The organism is Microbacterium sp. 10M-3C3 (genome assembly GCF_003931875.1).
In the GTDB taxonomy this organism is placed as follows: domain Bacteria; phylum Actinomycetota; class Actinomycetes; order Actinomycetales; family Microbacteriaceae; genus Microbacterium.
The window spans coordinates 2,319,856-2,337,846 of record NZ_CP034245.1; the positions used below are offsets into that span (position 1 = coordinate 2,319,856).

Below are 17,991 nucleotides of genomic sequence, written 5' to 3' on the forward strand. Positions count from 1 at the left end.
TGGGAATCGCCGAATGTCACCAAGCCGAAACACGGGCGTGACGATCACAGCGCCACGAGCGCGCGCCGTACCGCGATGCGGGCCGCCTCCGCGCGAATCGCATCGCGGTCGCCGCTGAGCGCCAGCGTGTCCACGCGCGTGCCGAGCGGCGTGGACACCGCGATGTGCACGGTGCCCACCGGCTGCCCGTCGGGCGAGTCCGGACCGGCGATGCCGGTCGTGGCGATCCCGACCTCCGCCGGCTGGCCGTCGCGGCCCAGCACATCGCGCACACCGCGCGCCATCTGGCGCGCCACGCGCGGGTGCACGGCGCCGTGCGCCTCGAGGAGCGCCGCATCCACGCCGAGCACCGACTGCTTGACGTCGGTCGCGTACGCGACGACGCCGCCGCGCACAACGCGCGAGGCGCCGGGCACCGCGACGAGCGACGAGACGACGAGCCCGCCCGTGAGCGACTCGGCCACCCCGAGGGTCCAGCCGAGCTCGGCGAGGCGCTCGATCAGCTGCGCCGCGCTCTGACGCGGATCGCTCGCGAGGGTCTCCTCCAGGTCGTCGGGGAGTCCGTCGATCACGCCACACCCTTCTTCCGTGCGCCGCGCACCTCGCTGACGACGTAGTCGATGCCGCTCGCGATCGTGAGGACCACCGCGATCGTCATCGTCACGACGTTCGCCCACCACACCGCACCCGTCCACACGGAACTGTCGACGAGACCGGCGATCGGCGCGAGGGCGAGCGTCAGGGCGACGGCCTGCGCGACGGTCTTGAGCTTGCCCATCCACGCCGCGGCGAGCACATGGTCGCTGACCACGACGAAGCGGTAGACGGTGATGCCGACCTCGCGCACGAGGACCACGATCGTGATCCACCAGGGCAGCTCGCCCAGGATCGAGAGCCCCACGAACGCGGCGCCGGTGAGCACCTTGTCGGCGATGGGGTCCAGGAGCTTGCCGAGGTCGGTGACGATCTCGTAGCGGCGGGCGAGGTAGCCGTCGACGCCGTCGGTCGCGATCGCGACCACGAACAGCGCCGTCGCCCCCCAGCGCAGGCCGCCGCCCGCGCCGGCGTCGGCCAGCAGCATCCATACGAACACCGGGGCGCACAGGATGCGCACGATCGTGATCGCGTTCGGGAGCTGCCGCGGAACGGCCATCAGTCGCGCCCCGTGAGCTGCCACGCGTCTTCGCCGCCCTCGTCGTGGTCCACGACGGGGAGGCCGGCGAACTGCGCCTCGACCGGGTCGACGTCCTCCTCGGGGACGTCCTCGCCGCGCAGGCGGGCGAGCACGGCCGGAAGCTGCTCGGCCGTGACCAGCACGTCGCGCGCCTTGGAGCCCTCGGACGGACCGACGATCTCGCGGGACTCGAGCAGATCCATGAGGCGACCGGCCTTGGCGAAGCCCACGCGGAGCTTGCGCTGAAGCATCGAGGTCGAGCCGAACTGGGTGGACACGACGAGCTCGGCCGCCGCAAGGAGCAGCTCGAGGTCGTCGCCGATGTCGGCGTCGATCTCCTTCTTCTCCGCCGCCGCCTGCACATCCGCGCGGTACTCGGGGCGGGCCTGCTGCGTGACGTGCGCGACGACCTTCTCGATCTCCGGCTCGCTGACCCACGCGCCCTGCACGCGCAGCGACTTCGACGCGCCCATCGGGAGGAACAGGCCGTCACCCTGGCCGATGAGTCGCTCGGCACCCGGCTGGTCGAGGATGACGCGCGAGTCGGTGACGCTCGTCACCGCGAATGCCAGGCGCGAGGGCACGTTGGCCTTGATGAGGCCGGTCACGACATCGACCGACGGGCGCTGGGTGGCGAGCACCAGGTGGATGCCGCTCGCGCGCGCGAGCTGCGTGATGCGCACGATCGAGTCCTCGACGTCACGCGGGGCCACCATCATGAGGTCGGCGAGCTCGTCGACGACCACGAGCAGGTACGGGTAGGGCTTGAGGACGCGCTCACTGCCGGCCGGAAGCGTGATCTCGTCCGCGACGACCGCACGGTTGAAGTCGTCGATGTGGCGGAATCCGAACGACGCGAGGTCGTCGTACCGCATGTCCATCTCCTTCACGACCCACTGCAGCGCCTCGGCGGCCTTCTTCGGGTTCGTGATGATGGGGGTGATCAGGTGCGGCACACCGGCGTAGGCGGTCAGCTCGACGCGCTTGGGGTCGATGAGCACCATCCGCACCTCGGAGGGCTTGGCCCGCATGAGCAGGCTCGTGATCATCGAGTTGACGAAGCTCGACTTGCCCGAGCCGGTGGACCCGGCCACGAGCAGGTGCGGCATCTTCGCGAGGTTCGCCACGACGTACCCGCCGCCGACGTCCTTGCCGACGCCGATCGTCATGGGGTGCGTCGAAGTCGTCGCGGCCTGCGAGCGCAGCACATCGCCGAGGGTCACGATCTCGCGGTCGGTGTTGGGGATCTCCACGCCGATGGCGCTCTTGCCCGGGATCGGGGCGAGGATGCGCACCTCGTTGGAGGCGACGGCGTACGCGATGTTGTTCGTGAGGGCCGTGATGCGCTCGACCTTCACGCCCGGTCCGAGGGCGATCTCGTACTGCGTGACCGTCGGGCCGCGCGAGAAGCCGGTGACGCGGGCGTCGACGCTGAACTGCGACAGCACGCTCTCGATCGCCGCGACGACGGCGTCGTTGGCCGCCGAGCGCTCCTTGTGCGGCGTGCCCGCCGCGAGCGCCGCGACCGAGGGCAGCCGGTAGTTCGCCGACGGGGGCAGGCCCTGGCTGTCGCCGCCGAGGCCGGAGATGCCGGGGAGCTCCTCGTCGCCGTCGACGGGCGCGTCGTCGCGCAGCGCGGTCGTGCCGCGCGTCGCGGCGGCGAGCGCGGCGGGGTCGAGCACCTCGGTGAGGGCGTCGGGCGCCGGCGGAGGCGGCGGCGCGGGAGAGGTGAAGACCTGCTCGAAGCCGCCCTCGCCGCTTCCGGGGGCGAGCAGCTCGGTGAGGTCCTGCGATCCGAGCGCGCCGTCGGCGTCCTGCTCGCGTCCGCTCTTGTTGCGCCGCCACCAGGGCAGCGCGGGGGCGTCGGAGGAGTCGTCGAGCACCGTCGTCGCCGCCTCGGCGTCGGCGTCGCCCGCCGCGCGCTCGGTGCCGAACATCCAGTCGTACAGCTCGCCGAGCCGGCGGCCGATGCGGTTGGGCGGCGTCTTGGTGAGGATCAGGACGCTGAGCACGACGACGAGCGCGAGCACGATGCCGGCGCCGACCGGCGTCAGGAGCGTCGCGAGGGGCTCGCCCACCATCCAGCCGAACAGGCCGCCGGCGGCGCTGAGAGCCGGCAGCCCCGAGTTCGGCTGGGGCCTGTCGCCCAGGACGTGGCAGAACCCGGCGATCGTGACGACGAACAGGGCGAAGCCGATGCCGATCCGGCCGTTGTCGTGGACGGACGCGGGGTGGCGGAAGAGCCATCCGGCCAGCAGCAGCAGGAGGACGGGGAACACGAAGGCCTCGCGCCCGATGAGGCCGCCGACCGAGTAGGCGCTGACCGTCGCCGCGACGTCGGTGCCGATGAGGAACCACTCCACGACGGCGCCCGCGATCGCCAGCAGGACGAGGAGGAACGGGAAGCCGTCGCGCCGCTGGTCCTTCTCGAGCGTCTCGGGACCGAAGGCGCGGAACACCCCGCCGGCGGCGTGGGCGAGACCCAGCCACGCGCGCACGGCGACGGGCGGCTTGTCGGGCTCGTCGACGTAGCGTTTGGGGGCGGGGGCCGGCTTGCGCGCGGCCGTCTTGGAGGTCGCGCGGCCGCCCGCCGGAGCTGAGCTGCGGGGCATGCCTTCCACGGTATGCCGCGTCGCCGACGTTTGACCGGATTGACGCCGGGGTGGTGGGTGCGCGGAGCTGCTCAGCGCAGGCGCTTGACCATCGTGTCGCGGCCGATGCCGGACGCGGTGACGGCGAAGCCCTCCGAGCGGTACAGCGTGGCCGCGAAGTTGCCGCGCTCGACGCTGAGGCTCACGCGCGCATACCCGGCCGCACGGGCGACGTCGCACAGCTCCTGCAGGAGGCGCCTACCCACGCCGTGCGCGCGCCACAGCGGCCGCACGCCGATGATCAGCTCGGGCACGCCCGTCCCCACCCACCCGAAGCCCGGGTCGCTGCGGGGCAGCATCCGGTACCACGCGGCGCCGATCGGCTCGCCCGTCGCGGTCTCCGCGACGACGCCGGCGTCACCCGGCCGCATCCAGCCGGCGAGGTAGCGCTGGTACTCCGGCGACGCGACGACCTCGTGGCGCGGACGCGCGACGCCCGGGCGCCAGTTCGCCGCCTCGACGACCATGTCCGCGAGGAAGGTCCCGTCGGCGGCTCGCGCGTTGCGGAGCGTGAAGGTCGTCACGATGCCGCTCCGGGCTCGGGCAGCGTGCGGACGAGCCGCGCGGGCGCCGTGACGCGGTAGGACGCGTCGACGAGCTCGCCGACCTCCCGCCAGTCGGCGCCGGGGCGGCCGAGGTCGAGCCCGAGCCAGCCGGACGGGCCCAGGTACGCGGGCCGGAAGAAGCGCGGGTCCTGAGCGAGCGCCGCGGCGTCGTCGGGGTCGGGCCGGACGAGGATCGCGTGGTCGTGGGCCACCCACTCCCCCGCGATGCGCTCGCTGCCGCCGTAGTAGCAGAACGTACGCGTCGTGAAGAAGTTCGGGCGGCCGTGGCTGATCCGCTCCGCCGCCCCGGGAAACCCCAGGCACAGCGCGCGCACGCGCGCGAGGAGCGGATCGTCCTCGTCGAACATGACCGGGTGCGCCATGCCGACATTCTCGTGGACGCGCCGGGGGCGCCGCGAGCGGTCAGGCCTCGATGACGAGCGGCACGATCATCGGCCGGCGCCGGAGCGTCTGGTTCACCCAGCGTCCGATCGTGCGGCGCACGATCTGCGACAGCGCGTGGTTGTCGCGCACTCCCGACTGCGCCGCCTCGGCGAGCGCCGCGGCGATCTTGGGCTTGACGCTCTCGAACACGCCCGCGTCCTCCGCGAAGCCGCGCGCGTGCACCTCGGGGCCGGTGATGATGCGGCCCGTCGTGGAGTCGACCACGACGATGACCGAGATGAAGCCCTCTTCGCCGAGGATGCGGCGGTCCTTCAAATCGGCCTCGGTGATCTCGCCCACCGACGACCCGTCGACGTACACGAAGCCGATGTCGAGCTTGCCGACCACCCGCGCGGCGCCGTCGCGGAGGTCGACCACGGTGCCGTTCTCGCCGATGATCGTGTGCTCGGCGGTGATCCCGGTGTCCTGGGCGAGGCGCGCGTTCGCCATGAGGTGGCGGTACTCGCCGTGCACCGGCATGACGTTGCGGGGCTTGAGGATGTTGTAGCAGTAGAGCAGCTCGCCCGCGGCGGCGTGGCCCGACACGTGCACCTTGGCATTGCCCCTGTGCACGACGGTCGCGCCGAGCTTGGTGAGCCCGTCGATCACGCGGTAGACGGCGTTCTCGTTGCCCGGGATGAGGCTCGAGGCCAGGATCACCGTGTCGCCCGGCCCGGGCTCGATCTCGTGGTCGAGGTTGGCCATGCGGCTGAGGACGGCCATCGGCTCGCCCTGCGACCCCGTCGACATGTAGACGATGCGGTCGTCGGGCAGGTCGCGCGCCTTCTTGTAGTCGATGAGCACGCCCTCGGGGACGTGCAGGTAGCCGAGCTCCTCGGCGATCGTCATGTTGCGCACCATGCTGCGGCCGAGGAGGGCCACGCGGCGGCCGTGGGCGTGCGCCGCATCCAGCACCTGCTGCACGCGGTGCACGTGGCTGGAGAAGCTCGCGACGATGACGCGGCGGGGAGCCGACCCGATGACCTGCTCGAGCACGGGTCCGATGCTGCGCTCGGTGGGGGTGAAGCCGGGGACGTCGGCGTTCGTGGAGTCCACGAGGAAGAGGTCGACGCCCTCCTCGCCCAGTCGCGCGAACGCGCGCAGGTCTGTGATGCGTCCGTCGAGCGGAAGCTGGTCCATCTTGAAGTCGCCCGTGGCCAGCGCCATGCCCGCGGGCGTGCGGATCGCGACGGCGAGCGCGTCGGGGATCGAGTGGTTCACCGCGACGAACTCGAGGTCGAACGGCCCGACCTTCTCGCGCTGCCCCTCCTTCACCGTGAGGGTGAAGGGGCGGATGCGGTGCTCCTTGAGCTTCGCCTCGACGAGGGCGAGCGTGAGGCCCGACCCGAGCAGCGGGATGTCGCCCTTGAGCTTGAGCAGGTAGGGCACGGCGCCGATGTGGTCTTCGTGGCCGTGCGTGAGGACGACCGCGACGATGTCGTCGAGGCGGTGCCGGATGGGCTCGAAGTCGGGCAGGATCAGGTCGACGCCGGGCTGGTGCTCCTCGGGGAAGAGCACGCCGCAGTCGACCACGAGCAGCTTGCCCTCGTACTCGAACACCGTCATGTTGCGTCCGACCTCGCCGAGTCCCCCGAGCGGGGTCACGCGCAGCGTCGCGGGCGCGAGCGCCGGCGGGTCGAAGACCGTGGTGGGCATCGTCAGCCTCCTGTGGATGCCGCGGCATCCGGTTGTCCTGCCCGCCGTCGGCGGGTCATCGTCATCGCGTCGTGCCCGGCACCTTCGGCAGGGCACCGCCGGCGGCCGCGTTGCGGTCGGGGCGGAAGTTGGAGAAGTCGGCGCCCGGGACGTCGCGGACGAGGGCGAGCTCGTCCTCGATGATCGCGGCCTCCCACTCCTCGGGGCCGACCAGCGGCAGTCGCACCCGCGGGCTCGAGATGCGGCCGAGGCCGTGGAGGATGTACTTCGCCGCGACCGTGCCGGGGACGTGCGTCATGACCGCCCGCACGAGCGGCTCGAGGCGCTTGTGCTCGGCCGTGGCGGCGGCGAGGTCGCCGCGGTTCACGGCGTCGACGATCGTGCGGTAGGGACCGGCGGCGATGTTCGCGGTGACCCCGATGAGGCCGGTTGCGCCGATCGACAGGTGGGGCAGCACGTTCGCGTCGTCTCCGGAGAAGTACATCAGGTCGGTCTGGTTCAGCACGCGGCTGACCTCGCTGAAGTCGCCCTTGGCGTCCTTGATCCCGAGGATGTTCGGGTGCTTGGCCAGGCGCAGGATCGTCTCGTACTTGATGGGCACGCCGGTGCGGCCCGGGATGTCGTACAGGATCACGGGCAGATCGGTGGCGTCGGCGACCAGTCGGAAGTGCGTGAGGATGCCCGCCTGCGTCGGCTTGTTGTAGTACGGCGTGACGATCATGATGCCGTCGGCGCCGGCGCGCTCGCTCGCCCGGTAGAGCTCGATCGCGTGGGCCGTCTCGTTCGAGCCGCCGCCCGTGATGATCTTCGCCCGCCCGGCCGCGACGTCCTTGCCGACCTCGACGAGGCGCAGCTTCTCGGGGTCGGTGAGGGTGGAGGTCTCCCCCGTCGTCCCGGTGACGACGATGCCGTCGGCGCCCGCCGTGATGACATCGTCGATGTGCTTCTGCACCGCGGGCCAGTCGACCTCGCCGTCGGCCGTCATGGGGGTGACCAGCGCGACGAGCACCTGCCCGAAGGGATTGCCCGAGTGCGTCATTGCTCCAGGCTATCGCCCGCGCGGCTCCCCCTCCTCCGGGGGCCGTGCGATGGCCGGCCCGAAACGGCGACACCGTCGCGCACGAGGTTGCGGTGGCGTCCGTCGCCGGTGTGGGTGCCGCCGTCGGCCTGAAGGATGAGCCGGTCACCCACGAGCAGGTCGACGATGCGGACGCCGTGTCCCTCAGCCGCCACAGCCGGCGGGGTCGGCGCCGCGGGTGGGGTGGTCAGCGGCCGCGCTTGGCCGCCTGCACGACGAGCGCGTCGGGGAGGAGGCGCGACGCCGCGACGAGCAGCTTGTACCGCGCCGATGGGATCGACACCGAGCGGCCGCGGGCGACGTCGCGCAGGCCCTCGCGCACGACGTCGGGCGCGTTCAGCCACATGCGCTCCGGCACGCCCTCCTGCCCGGGCGGCAGGCCGAGGCGCTCGTGGAAGTTCGTGTGGACGAATCCCGGGCACACGGCTGTGACCGAGACGCCGCGCGGGCCGTACTCGACGTTCGCCCATCGGCTGACACTCACGAGCCAGCCCTTGGCCGCCCCGTACGTGCCGCGTGGGACGAGACCCGCGACCGAGGCGACGTTGACGATGCGCCCGCGGCCGCGCGCCAGCATCCCGGGAAGCGCCGCTCGCATGAGCCGCATCGGCACCTCGACGTGCAGCGCGAGGTGGCGGGCCTCGTCCTCGACGTCGTTGCGCTCGAACGCGAGCGGGAGCCCGAAGCCGGCGTTGTTCACCAGCATGTCCACCGGATGCTGCGCATCGGCCACGCGTGCGACGACGCGCTCGCGCTGGCGCGGCGCCAGCAGGTCGGCGGCGAGCACCTCGGCCCGAGCGCCGGACTCACGTACGCGCGCCGCGGCGTCCTCGAGCGCGTCGCGGTCGCGACCGACGAGCACGATGTCCATGCCGCGCGCGGCGAGCTGCCGCGCGAACTCGGCGCCGAGGCCGGAGCTCGCGCCGGTGATGAGTGCCGTGCGGGTCATGGCCGGCTGCTCCGACGTCGGTCGCCTACGGCGCGACGCGACCGTTCGCGTTGAAGGCGGCGTGGGTGAGCGGCATGAGCTCTGTCCACAGCGTCTCCATCTGCTCGGCGCACATCTCGATCTCGCGCTGCGGGAACGACGGGAAGTGCGTGCCCTCCACCTTCGTCCGCAGCGAGAGGAAGTTCATGAGCGACCGGGCGTTCATCGTGACGTACATCGACGAGTAGATGTTCAGCGGCAGCACGATGCGCGCCACCTCGCGGGCGACGCCGGCGTCCAGCATCCGGCGGTAGGCGGTGTAGGCGAACTCGGACGCGTCGCGCGTCGCGGTGTCGACGAGGGCGTGCTGGGCGTCGTCACCGGGGAGGAACTCGTAGGCGCCGGGCTTGCCGACCTGCACGAGGTTGCGCTCGCGCGCCGGCACGTAGAACACCGGACGCAGCTCGCGGTAGCGGCCCGACTCCTCGTTGTAGGACGCGATGCGGTGGCGCATGAACTCGCGGAACACGAAGATCGGCGCCTGCACGTAGAACGTCATCGAGTTGTGCTCGAAGGGCGAGCCGTGCCGGTCGCGCATGAGGTAGTTGATGAGGCCGCGGTCGCGGCCGGTCGCCTCGGTGCCCGCCTGCGCGACATCGAGGGTCTGCTCGCCCAGCGTCGACACGCGCGCCGCGAACAGCACGTCGGAGTCGGACGCGCTCGAGCGGACGAGCTCGACCGTGACGTCGCTGCGGAATTCGATCTCGGGGGCGTTGTCGGCGTCGCTCACGCCTGCCACCCTACTGCCGCCGACCGCCTCTCCCGTGCCCCGATCGTCCGGCGTCGCGTGCGTCATCCGCGGTCATCCGGCCCTCCCTATGCGCGCGCATGGGTAAGGTTGTCAGCCGTGACGATTCTCGACGCCCTGCTCGCGCTGCTGGGCCTGGTGGCCGTATCCGCCGCCGCCGGCGCCTGGGGCGCACGACGGTCCGCGCGGCTGCGCCGGCACGTGCCGCACGAGGTGGTCCAGCCCGAGCGCCTCGGCGCCGACGGCCTGGGCGAGTCGGCCACGCTGCTGCAGTTCAGCACCGAGACGTGCGCACGCTGCCCGGGCGTCCACCGCCTGCTCGCGAACGTCGCCGCCGGGCACGACGGCGTGCGCCACCTCGACGTGGACCTCACGCACCGCCCCGACATCGCACGCCACTTCCGCGTGCTGCAGACGCCCACGACCCTCATCCTCGATCGCGACGGAGCCATCCAGTCGCGCCTGGGCGGCGTGCCCGGCCGCGACGTCGTCGAGCTGGAGCTCGCCCGCCTGCAGGGAGCGACCGCGGATGTCTGAGTCCCGGCGCCCTCGCGGCATCGACCCGCGCGGGCCGCGCTTCGCCGCATCCGTCACGGCCGTGCTCCTCGCGATCGCCGTCGTGCTGTCGCTGACCGGCACGGCGACCGCCGCTCCGCTCCCGGCGCTCGCGGACCGCGTCTCCGATCCCGCCTTCCTCCTCGTCGCGGTCATCGCGCTGCTCTTCCTGTGGAGCGTGCTCTCGCCGCGCACGGCGCCGTGGGGCGTCGTGTACCGCCGCCTCGTGCAGCCGCGCCTGAAGCCGCCGACCGAGCTCGAAGATCCGCGTCCGCCGCGCTTCGCGCAGGGCGTGGGCCTGTTCGTGACGGCCGTCGGGCTCGTCCTCCACGTCGCCGGCGTGCCGTGGGCGCTGCCGGTCGCGGCCGCCATGGCGTTCGTCGCGGCGTTCCTGAACGCGGCGTTCGGCCTGTGCCTCGGCTGCCAGCTCTACCTGCTCCTCCAGCGCGCGGGCCTGCTCGGCAGGCGGCGGCCCGCATCGGTCTGATCCCCGCTCCGCCTCTACCCCGAAAGCGCCCGCCTGTCGAGGCGTGACCGCGTGCTCGCGATCGGTTTAGGCTCACCTCGATGCCCGCGAAACGCGGCGCGACCGTCGAAGAGGAGGCCTCATGTCCGTCACGAGCGAAGCCCGCACCGCCTGGAAGGGAAGCCTGTTCGAGGGGTCCGGCCAGGTCACCCTCGCCACCTCCGGCGCCGGCACGTTCGACGTCAACTGGAAAGCGCGCAGCGAAGGCTCGTCGTCGGTGACGACGCCCGAGGAGCTGATCGCCGCCGCCCACTCGTCGTGCTTCTCGATGGCGCTCTCGCACGCGCTCACCCAGAACGGCACGCCGCCGGAGTCGGTGGACGCCACCGCATCCGTCACCTTCATCCCCGGCACCGGCATCACCGGCAGCCACCTCAACGTCAACGCCGTCGTGCCCGGCATCGACGCGGCGACCTTCGAGCGCATCGCGGGCGAGGCCAAGGCCAACTGTCCCGTCTCGCAGGCGCTCGCGGGCATCGACATCACCCTCGAGGCGACGCTTGCCTGACCCGCACGTCGTCGTCGCCGGCGCCTCCGGTCTGATCGGCGCGGCGCTGGTCGACGGCCTCCGGGCCGACGGCGTGCGCGTGACCACCCTCGTCCGCCGCCCCGCCCAGGGACCCGACGAGGTGCAGTGGCTGAGCGGCTCGCCGCTGAACCCCGACGTGCTCGCGGGTGCGAGCGCGGTCGTGGGGCTCAACGGCGCGTCGATCTCGCGCCTGCCGTGGACGCCCGGCTACAAGAGCGAGCTGCTGTGGTCGCGCATCACGCCCACGCGCACCCTCGCGACCGCGATCCGGGCGCTGGGGGCGGATGCACCGCACTTCGTGAGCGCGTCGGCGACGGGCTACTACGGCTCGGCGCCGGGGGTGCGGCTGACCGAGTCCGCGCCGCGCGGCGAGGGGTTCCTCGCGGATCTCGCCGGCGAGTGGGAGTCGGCCGCGCTCGCAGCGGGCGAGCACGCGCGCGTCACGCTGCTGCGCACGGCGCCGCTCATCCACCCGCGCGCGATCCTCAAGCCGCTCCTCCCGCTCACCCGGTTCGGGCTCTCGGGCCCGATCGGCCGGGGCACGCAGGTGTGGCCGTGGATCTCGCTCGACGACGAGGTCGCCGGCATCCGGCACATCCTCGACAACGGCCTGCACGGCCCGGTCAACCTCGCCGGCCCGATCAGGGCGACCGCGAACGACCTCGGGTTCGCGCTCGCGCGGCGCCTGAACCGGCCGTTCGTGCTGACGGCGCCCGTGCCCGCGCTGAAGCTCGTGCTCGGACGCGATGCGGCCGACGCGCTGCTGCTCGCCGACGCGGATGTGGCGCCGGCGGCGCTGGAGCTCGCCGGCTTCACCTTCCGTCACCGCACGGTCGAGGAGGCCGTGGCCGCTGTCATCCCGGCGCGCTGAGCTCCGAGCGCTGAGAGGCCGGCCGCCGCGCCCTCAGCGGCGCCGCTCCGCGCCCTCGAGCCGGATCGCGCGGCGGATGGCTTCGCGCGCACGTCGCCGATCGGAGGCGGCGTTGTACGCGAGGCCGAGGCGGTACCACGCACGCCAGTCGTCCGGCTCGGCTTCCACCTCGGCGCGGTAGCGGGGGAACACCGCATCCGCGTCCTCCCGCGCGACACGCCCGCTCGGGCGGAGCGCCACCTCGTCGCCCGGCAGCCGTCCCTCCGCGTCGAGCCGCCGGCCGAGACGCTCGGCGCGCCACCCGAACCAGAGCTCGCGACCGAGCGCCCACGCCGCCAGGAGCGGCAGCACGAACAGCGCCACGCCCAGGCCGATGCCGACGGGCTCTCCGCTCGCGACGAGCAGCCACGCGCGCTGGCCGACGAGCACGATGTACAGCAGCAGCGCGGCGGCCATGACCGCCACGCCGACGCGCGCGCTCATACCTCGCTCGTGCGCGCCACCTGGCCGGAGGGGGCGTCCTCGCGCAGCCCCTCGGCGGGCCGCGTGGAGCGGTGGCGCAGCTGCAGGTCGACGAACGCGTCGAGCCCCACCACCACCCCGCGCGCGTCGCGGGCTGCGGGCAGGGCGAGCCGGATGCCCGGCGCGTAGGCGAGAGCCGGCTCGACCGTGTCGTGCACGATCGTGAGCGACTCCCCCGGCCCGGAGAGCACCACCTCCTGCCGCGCGACCACGCCCGGGCGGCGCAGCGAATGGATCGGCACACTCGCCACCTGCTGGCCGCGGGCGCGCTGATCGATGTGCGGCGCCTCGACGGGCCCCGTCCTCGCGCGTGCCGCGGCGATGAGCTCGGCCGTGCGCACGGCGGTGCCGCTGGGCGAATCGACCTTGGTCTCGCGGTGCGCCTCGACGATCTCGATCGAGGGGAAGAGGGATGCGGCGGCCGCCGCGAGGGCGCTGCCGACGACCGAGCCGAGCGAGAAGTTCGGCACGAACACCGCGCCCGTGCCGGCGTCGTCGACGAGCGGCCGGATGCGGGCGATCCGCTCCTCCGACCACCCCGACGTGCCCACGAGCAGGTTCGCGCCGCGCTCGATGGCGGCGCGCACGACGTCGATCGAGACGATAGGGCTCGTGGCGTCGACGACGAGGTCGGCGCCGTCGATCTCATCGAGGCTCGAGGACGATCCGAGCACCGCGACGAGCTCGAAGTCGGGGTCGTCCTCGACCACGGCGCGGATCACGCGCCCCAGCTTCCCGGTCCCGCCCACGAGGGCCACGCGCGTCGACATGCGACCAGCCTAGGTGGCCTACCCTCGGAGCATGGTCACGATCCGTCCGACCCGCGTGGACTCCCCCGACGCCCACGGACTGCTCGAGGAGTACTTCGCCCTGCGCGCCGCGAACTTCCCCGGCGGCGGCTACCGCGTGAACATGCCGCCGTCCGACGCGTTCACCGCCGACGGCGACGCGTTCGTCGTGCTGTACGACGGCGAGGAGCCGGCCGGATGCGGCGGCATCCGCCGCATCACCGACGGCCCCGCGGGTCCGCGCTGGGAGGTCAAGCACCTGTACGTGTGCGACGCGGGCCGCGGGCGCGGCTGGGGCCGCAGGATCCTCGAGGACCTCGAGCGCCGTGCGGCCGAAGCCGGCGCCGCGGAGGTCGTGCTGGACACGCATCACTCGCTCGACGCGGCCGGCGCGCTGTACGCGCGCTCGGGCTACGTCGCGATCGAGCCGTACAACGACAACGCCAACGCCACGCGCTGGTACGGCAAGACGCTCTGACGCCGTCTCACGCCCTGAGCGCGCGCGTCGGAAGGACATTCGGCCTCGGGAGGGGGATGCGGCGGAATCCGCCCTCCGGAAGCCGGATATCCTCCCGAAGCCCGCGCGGGGGCACGCGGCCGGCGGCGCGGCGGCGTCAGAAGGGCAGCGGCTCGGGAAGGCCCGTGCGCAGCTCCCACGGGAGGTGCGAGAGGTCGTTGTGCGTGAGCAGCGTCCACGGCCGCCCGGGCTTCTGCGCGATCACGGTCAGGCCGCAGTGCGCCTGATTCAGCGTCAGCCAGCGCCAGTCGGGCGCGCCGAGCACCTCGCGCACGAACCAGCCGATGACGAAGTTGTGGGTGATGAGGAGCTCGTGCACCTCGCCGGATCGCCGGCGCAGGAACTCCGCCGTCGCATCGGCCATCTGGGCGCTGCCGGCCTCGATCTCCGCCTCGGTGACCGCGCCGAAGAACGGCTCGTACGCCGCCGGGGTCTCGGGGGTCATGCCCGTGGGCACGCAGTCGAACAGCAGCGCCGAGGGCGTCGGCGACACGGCGGTGAGTCGCTCGGCCACGGCGTGCGCGGTCTGCTCGGCGCGCTGCAGCGGCGAGTGCCAGACGGCCTCGAGCGGAACGCCCGACAGGCGGTCGGCGATCGCCGCGGCCTGGCGCTGCCCGCGCGGCGAGAGGGGACCGTCGACGAGCCCGTGCTCGGCGTCCAGATGTTCGCCATGGCGCACGAGGTAGATGTAGTGCGTCACGTCAGCTCGCTTCGTCGTCGGTCGGCGTGCCCGGGAGCACCCGTCCAGCCTACGTCAGGTTCGGACGCCGCGTCCGGTGCCTCACGCCGCCGCGCGCGCGATGTCGGCGAGCTGCGCGCGGCTGAGCCGCGCCCCCACGCCCTGCACGAGCTCGTCGACGTGCGCGGGCGCGAACGCGTTGACGATCGGCGCGGTGATGATGCGCTGTGCGAGCAGCCACGCGACCGCGACGGCGGCGACGGGGATGCTCAGCTCCGCCCCGACGGCGTCGAGCGCACGCAGGATCCGCGTGCCGCGGCGCGTCAGGCCGGCGGCCACCTGCTGACCCCGGACACTGCGGACCACGCGCGAGCGCGCGCGCTGGGCACCGGCGAGGAAGCCGTGCGCGAGCGCGTGCGACGGCGTCACGGCCATGCCCTGCGCGCCCGCCACGAGCCGCAGGTCGCCGTCGAGCTCGTCCTGGCGCACCACGCTGTAGGGCACATCGAGCACCGTCAGACGCGGGTATCCCGCCGACGACAGGATGCGCGCCTCGACGAGCTGGGTCGCCGCGTAGCCGTACGCCCCGAGCGCCCGCACCTTGCCGCTGTCGACGAGCCACTCCGCCGTCGCGAGCGTGTCCTCCAGGGGCGCCGCGTCGCCGGCGTGCGCGTCGAGGTACAGCACGTCGATGCGGTCGGTGTCGAGCCGCCGGAGCGAGGCCTCGACCGCGCGCACGAGGTTGACCGAGCCGAGACCGGGGTTGTCGGGGTGACGCCCGACCCGCACCGCCACGACGGTGGCGTCGCGCGTGCCGCGCGTGCGCAGCCACTGCCCGATGATGTGCTCGCTGCGGCCGCCCGAGAAGCTGTCGGCCGTGTGGACCATGTTGCCGCCGCGTTCGGCATAGCTGTCGAGCACGGCGTGGCTCGCCTCGACATCGACATTCCAGCCGAACTCCGCACCGCCGAGCGCGAGCGGGAACACCGACAGTCCGGTCTCGCCGAGGTCCACGCGGACGCCCGCGCCGACGCCCCGCCCCTGGACGGGCAGCGGGCCGGACGGATGCAGCGCGTCGGGTGCGGGCAGGCCGACGGAGGTCGGTTCTCCGACACTCCAGCCCGTCATGATGCGCCCCCCGAGCGAACCGCGGTCGCGGGTGCCTGATGGCCACCGCGCTCCCCCGCGCGTACTTCGAGGGTAGAGCGTCCCGCCGACACCGCCCGGCATTGAGCCGGTCGGGAGATAAATATTGCGTAACGCTTCCGACACGACGACGCCCGCCCCGCCGGAGCGGGACGGGCGTCGGACGTGACGGATCAGATCTGGGCGGTCGCCTCGGCGGCGTCCTCCGCGGGCGCCTGCTCGGTCGCGGCCTCCTCGACCACGGGCTCGAGCGACAGCTTGCCGCGGTCGTCGATCTTCGTGATGCGCACGAGCAGCTTCTGCCCGACCGACAGCACGTCCTCGACGTTCTCCACGCGCTTGCCGCCCGCGAGCTTGCGGACCTCGCTGACGTGCAGCAGGCCGTCCTTGCCGGGCAGGAGCGAGATGAACGCGCCGAAGGTCGCGATCTTCACGACCGTGCCCAGGAACTGCTCGCCGACCTCCGGGTTGGTGGGGTTGGCGATCGCGTTCACCTGCGCGCGTGCCGCCTCGGCCGAGGGGCCGTCGGTCGCGCCGATGTAGACGGTGCCGTCCTCCTCGATCGAGATGTCGGCGCCGGTGGCGTCCTGGATCGCGTTGATCGTCTTGCCCTTCGGGCCGATGAGCTCGCCGATCTTGTCGACCGGGATCTGCACGCTGATCACGCGCGGAGCCGTCGGCGCCATCTCGTCCGGGCCGTCGATCGCGGCGTTGAGCACGTTGAGGATCGTCAGACGCGCCTCACGGGCCTGCTGCAGCGCGGCCGCGAGCACCGACGAAGGGATGCCGTCGAGCTTCGTGTCGAGCTGGATCGCGGTGACGAACTCGCTCGTGCCGGCGACCTTGAAGTCCATGTCGCCCAGCGCGTCCTCGGCACCCAGGATGTCGGTCAGTGCCGCGTAGCGGGTCTGACCGTCGACCTGGTCGGAGACCAGGCCCATCGCGATGCCGGCGACGGGGGCGCGCAGCGGCACGCCCGCGTTGAGCAGGGACAGGGTCGAGGCGCACACCGAGCCCATCGACGTCGAGCCGTTGGAGCCGAGGGCCTCGGACACCTGACGGATCGCGTAGGGGAACTCCTCGCGGCTGGGCAGCACCGGCACGAGTGCGCGCTCGGCCAGGAAGCCGTGCCCGATCTCGCGACGCTTCGGCGACCCGACGCGGCCGGTCTCACCGGTCGAGTAGGGCGGGAAGTTGTAGTGGTGCATGTACCGCTTGTGCGTGACGGGCGACAGCGAGTCGATCTGCTGCTCCATCTTGAGCATGTTCAGCGTCGTCACACCCAGGATCTGGGTCTCGCCGCGCTGGAAGATCGCCGAGCCGTGCACGCGCGGGATGACCTGCACCTCCGCGTCGAGCGGGCGGATGTCGGCGAGACCGCGGCCGTCGATGCGCACACCCTCGGTGAGGATGCGGCTGCGCACGATGAGCTTGGTGACCGACTTGTACGCGGCCGAGAACTCCAGCGGCGCCGGCGCCGGCAGCTCGCCGGCCTCGGTCGCGGCGATGAGCTCGGCCTTGACGCGGTCCTTCAGGGCGTCGTCGGCGTTCTGGCGCTCGATCTTGTCGGCGATCTGGTAGATGCCCTTGAGCTCGTCGTACGCGCGGGCGGCGACGAAGTCGTACACCTCCTGGCTGTACGCCGGGAAGACCGGGTAGGGCTGGATCTCCTTCGCGGCGGTGTTCGCCACGACGTTCTGCGCGGCGACGAGCTCCTTGATGAAGGGCTTCGCGGCCTCCAGGCCCTCGGCGACGACCTGCTCGTTCGGCTTGGTCGCGCCGCCCTTGATGAGGTTCCAGCTGCCCTCGGTGGCCTCGGCCTCGACCATCATGATCGCGACGTCGCCGTCCTCGAGGACACGACCGGCGACGATGAGGTCGAACACGGCCTCCTCGAGCTGGGCGGCCGTCGGGAACGCGATCCACTGGTCGGCGTGCTCGCCGTGGCCGGGGATGAGCGCGAGGCGGACGCCTGCGATCGGGCCGGAGAACGGCAGACCCGAGATCTGGGTCGACAGCGACGCGGCGTTGATCGCGAGGGCGTCGTAGAACTCGCCGGGCGCGATCGAGAGCACCGTGACGACGATCTGGACCTCGTTGCGCAGGCCGTCGACGAACGACGGACGCAGCGGACGGTCGATCAGACGGCAGACCAGGATCGCCTCGGTCGAGGGGCGGCCCTCGCGACGGAAGAACGAGCCGGGGATCTTGCCGGCGGCGTACGAGCGCTCCTCGACGTCGACGGTCAGCGGGAAGAAGTCGAAGCCCTCACGCGGGTGCTTGCCCGCGCTCGTGGCCGACAGGAGCATCGTCTCCTCGTCGAGGTACGCGGCGACCGAGCCCTGCGCCTGCTGCGCGAGGCGGCCGGTCTCGAACCGTACCGTGCGGGTGCCGAAGCGGCCGTTGTCGAGAACGGCCTCGGCGGCGGTGATTTCCGGACCTTCCAAGAGGTCCCTCCTTCTTTGTTTAGACTCGCGCGCGCGTTTCGCTCGCGAGATCGTGCGAAGGAGCAGAGAAGGCAGAAAGGCGCGACGACGACGGGGTCGGCGCGGACGCCCGGCGACTGGCCACCAG

The 17,991-nt window shown here is 72.5% G+C and carries 19 protein-coding genes; 5 read left to right on the plus strand and 14 right to left on the minus strand.

Features of this window, described 5'->3' with window-relative positions; all coding sequences use genetic code 11:
- Positions 1-44: 44 nt before the first annotated feature.
- From EI169_RS11280 to thyX, 9 genes are all read right to left on the minus strand, one after another.
- Positions 45-572 carry a CinA family protein gene (locus EI169_RS11280; protein ID WP_125132413.1) on the minus strand — a complete coding sequence of 176 codons (528 nt, stop codon included), beginning with the start codon at positions 570-572 and terminating at the stop codon, positions 45-47.
- Positions 569-1,153, minus strand: coding sequence for a CDP-diacylglycerol--glycerol-3-phosphate 3-phosphatidyltransferase (gene pgsA, locus EI169_RS11285; protein WP_125132414.1), 585 nt, complete (start codon positions 1,151-1,153; stop codon positions 569-571). Before pgsA ends, EI169_RS11280 begins: the two co-directional genes overlap by 4 nt.
- Positions 1,153-3,786 (minus strand): DNA translocase FtsK, encoded by a 2,634-nt coding sequence (locus EI169_RS11290; protein ID WP_125132415.1) that lies wholly within the window; start codon positions 3,784-3,786, stop codon positions 1,153-1,155. Before EI169_RS11290 ends, pgsA begins: the two co-directional genes overlap by 1 nt.
- 71 nt (positions 3,787-3,857) lie before the next feature.
- The gene (locus tag EI169_RS11295; RefSeq protein WP_125133444.1) at positions 3,858-4,352 is read right to left on the minus strand and encodes a GNAT family N-acetyltransferase; all 495 of its coding nucleotides are present in this window, start codon (positions 4,350-4,352) and stop codon (positions 3,858-3,860) included.
- Positions 4,346-4,753, minus strand: a complete 408-nt coding sequence (locus EI169_RS11300; RefSeq protein ID WP_125132416.1) for an MmcQ/YjbR family DNA-binding protein — start codon at positions 4,751-4,753, stop codon at positions 4,346-4,348. The genes EI169_RS11295 and EI169_RS11300 overlap by 7 nt, the downstream gene beginning before the upstream one ends.
- A gap of 40 nt (positions 4,754-4,793) precedes the next feature.
- On the minus strand, positions 4,794-6,470 hold the full coding sequence (locus EI169_RS11305; RefSeq protein ID WP_125132417.1) for a ribonuclease J: 1,677 nt from the start codon (positions 6,468-6,470) through the stop codon (positions 4,794-4,796).
- 61 nt (positions 6,471-6,531) lie between these two features.
- Positions 6,532-7,509 (minus strand): 4-hydroxy-tetrahydrodipicolinate synthase, encoded by a 978-nt coding sequence (gene dapA / locus EI169_RS11310; protein ID WP_125132418.1) that lies wholly within the window; start codon positions 7,507-7,509, stop codon positions 6,532-6,534.
- A 226-nt stretch (positions 7,510-7,735) separates the two neighbouring features.
- Positions 7,736-8,497: an SDR family NAD(P)-dependent oxidoreductase gene (locus EI169_RS11315; protein ID WP_125132419.1), complete on the minus strand. Its 762-nt coding sequence runs from the start codon at positions 8,495-8,497 to the stop codon at positions 7,736-7,738.
- 25 nt (positions 8,498-8,522) lie between these two features.
- Positions 8,523-9,266, minus strand: a complete 744-nt coding sequence (gene thyX / locus EI169_RS11320; RefSeq protein ID WP_125132420.1) for an FAD-dependent thymidylate synthase — start codon at positions 9,264-9,266, stop codon at positions 8,523-8,525.
- A 117-nt stretch (positions 9,267-9,383) separates the two neighbouring features.
- On the opposite strand from thyX, the gene EI169_RS11325 reads away from it, so the two are divergent.
- The 4 genes from EI169_RS11325 to EI169_RS11340 all read left to right on the plus strand — a co-directional run bounded on the left by EI169_RS11325 (position 9,384) and on the right by EI169_RS11340 (position 11,765).
- A complete protein-coding gene (locus EI169_RS11325) occupies positions 9,384-9,821 on the plus strand; it encodes a thioredoxin family protein (protein ID WP_125132421.1) in 438 nt (145 codons plus the stop codon).
- Positions 9,814-10,326 carry a DUF4395 domain-containing protein gene (locus tag EI169_RS11330; RefSeq protein WP_125132422.1) on the plus strand — a complete coding sequence of 171 codons (513 nt, stop codon included), beginning with the start codon at positions 9,814-9,816 and terminating at the stop codon, positions 10,324-10,326. Before EI169_RS11325 ends, EI169_RS11330 begins: the two co-directional genes overlap by 8 nt.
- A 121-nt stretch (positions 10,327-10,447) precedes the next feature.
- Entirely contained in the window at positions 10,448-10,873 is a 426-nt protein-coding gene (locus EI169_RS11335; RefSeq protein ID WP_125132423.1) for an OsmC family peroxiredoxin, read from the plus strand.
- Complete coding sequence (locus EI169_RS11340; protein ID WP_125132424.1) at positions 10,866-11,765, plus strand: TIGR01777 family oxidoreductase; 900 nt, start codon at positions 10,866-10,868, stop codon at positions 11,763-11,765. Before EI169_RS11335 ends, EI169_RS11340 begins: the two co-directional genes overlap by 8 nt.
- Positions 11,766-11,798: 33 nt before the next feature.
- Here the strand turns inward: EI169_RS11340 and EI169_RS11345 are convergent, their stop codons facing one another.
- Together EI169_RS11345 and dapB are read right to left on the minus strand one after the other, a co-directional pair.
- On the minus strand, positions 11,799-12,248 hold the full coding sequence (locus EI169_RS11345; protein ID WP_125132425.1) for a hypothetical protein: 450 nt from the start codon (positions 12,246-12,248) through the stop codon (positions 11,799-11,801).
- Positions 12,245-13,057 carry a 4-hydroxy-tetrahydrodipicolinate reductase gene (gene dapB, locus EI169_RS11350; protein ID WP_125132426.1) on the minus strand — a complete coding sequence of 271 codons (813 nt, stop codon included), beginning with the start codon at positions 13,055-13,057 and terminating at the stop codon, positions 12,245-12,247. The genes EI169_RS11345 and dapB overlap by 4 nt, the downstream gene beginning before the upstream one ends.
- Before the next feature lie 31 nt (positions 13,058-13,088).
- Here dapB and EI169_RS11355 point away from each other — a divergent pair, with 31 nt between their 5' ends.
- Positions 13,089-13,553: a GNAT family N-acetyltransferase gene (locus tag EI169_RS11355; RefSeq protein ID WP_125132427.1), complete on the plus strand. Its 465-nt coding sequence runs from the start codon at positions 13,089-13,091 to the stop codon at positions 13,551-13,553.
- A gap of 136 nt (positions 13,554-13,689) precedes the next feature.
- Here EI169_RS11355 and EI169_RS11360 read toward each other — a convergent pair whose 3' ends face one another.
- From EI169_RS11360 to EI169_RS11370, 3 genes are all read right to left on the minus strand, one after another.
- A complete protein-coding gene (locus EI169_RS11360) occupies positions 13,690-14,292 on the minus strand; it encodes a histidine phosphatase family protein (RefSeq protein ID WP_125132428.1) in 603 nt (200 codons plus the stop codon).
- Positions 14,293-14,373: 81 nt separating this feature from the next.
- A complete protein-coding gene (locus tag EI169_RS11365; protein ID WP_125132429.1) occupies positions 14,374-15,399 on the minus strand; it encodes an aldo/keto reductase in 1,026 nt (341 codons plus the stop codon).
- 191 nt (positions 15,400-15,590) lie between these two features.
- Positions 15,591-17,864, minus strand: a complete 2,274-nt coding sequence (locus EI169_RS11370; RefSeq protein WP_125132430.1) for a polyribonucleotide nucleotidyltransferase — start codon at positions 17,862-17,864, stop codon at positions 15,591-15,593.
- Between the last annotated feature and the right edge of the window lie 127 nt (positions 17,865-17,991).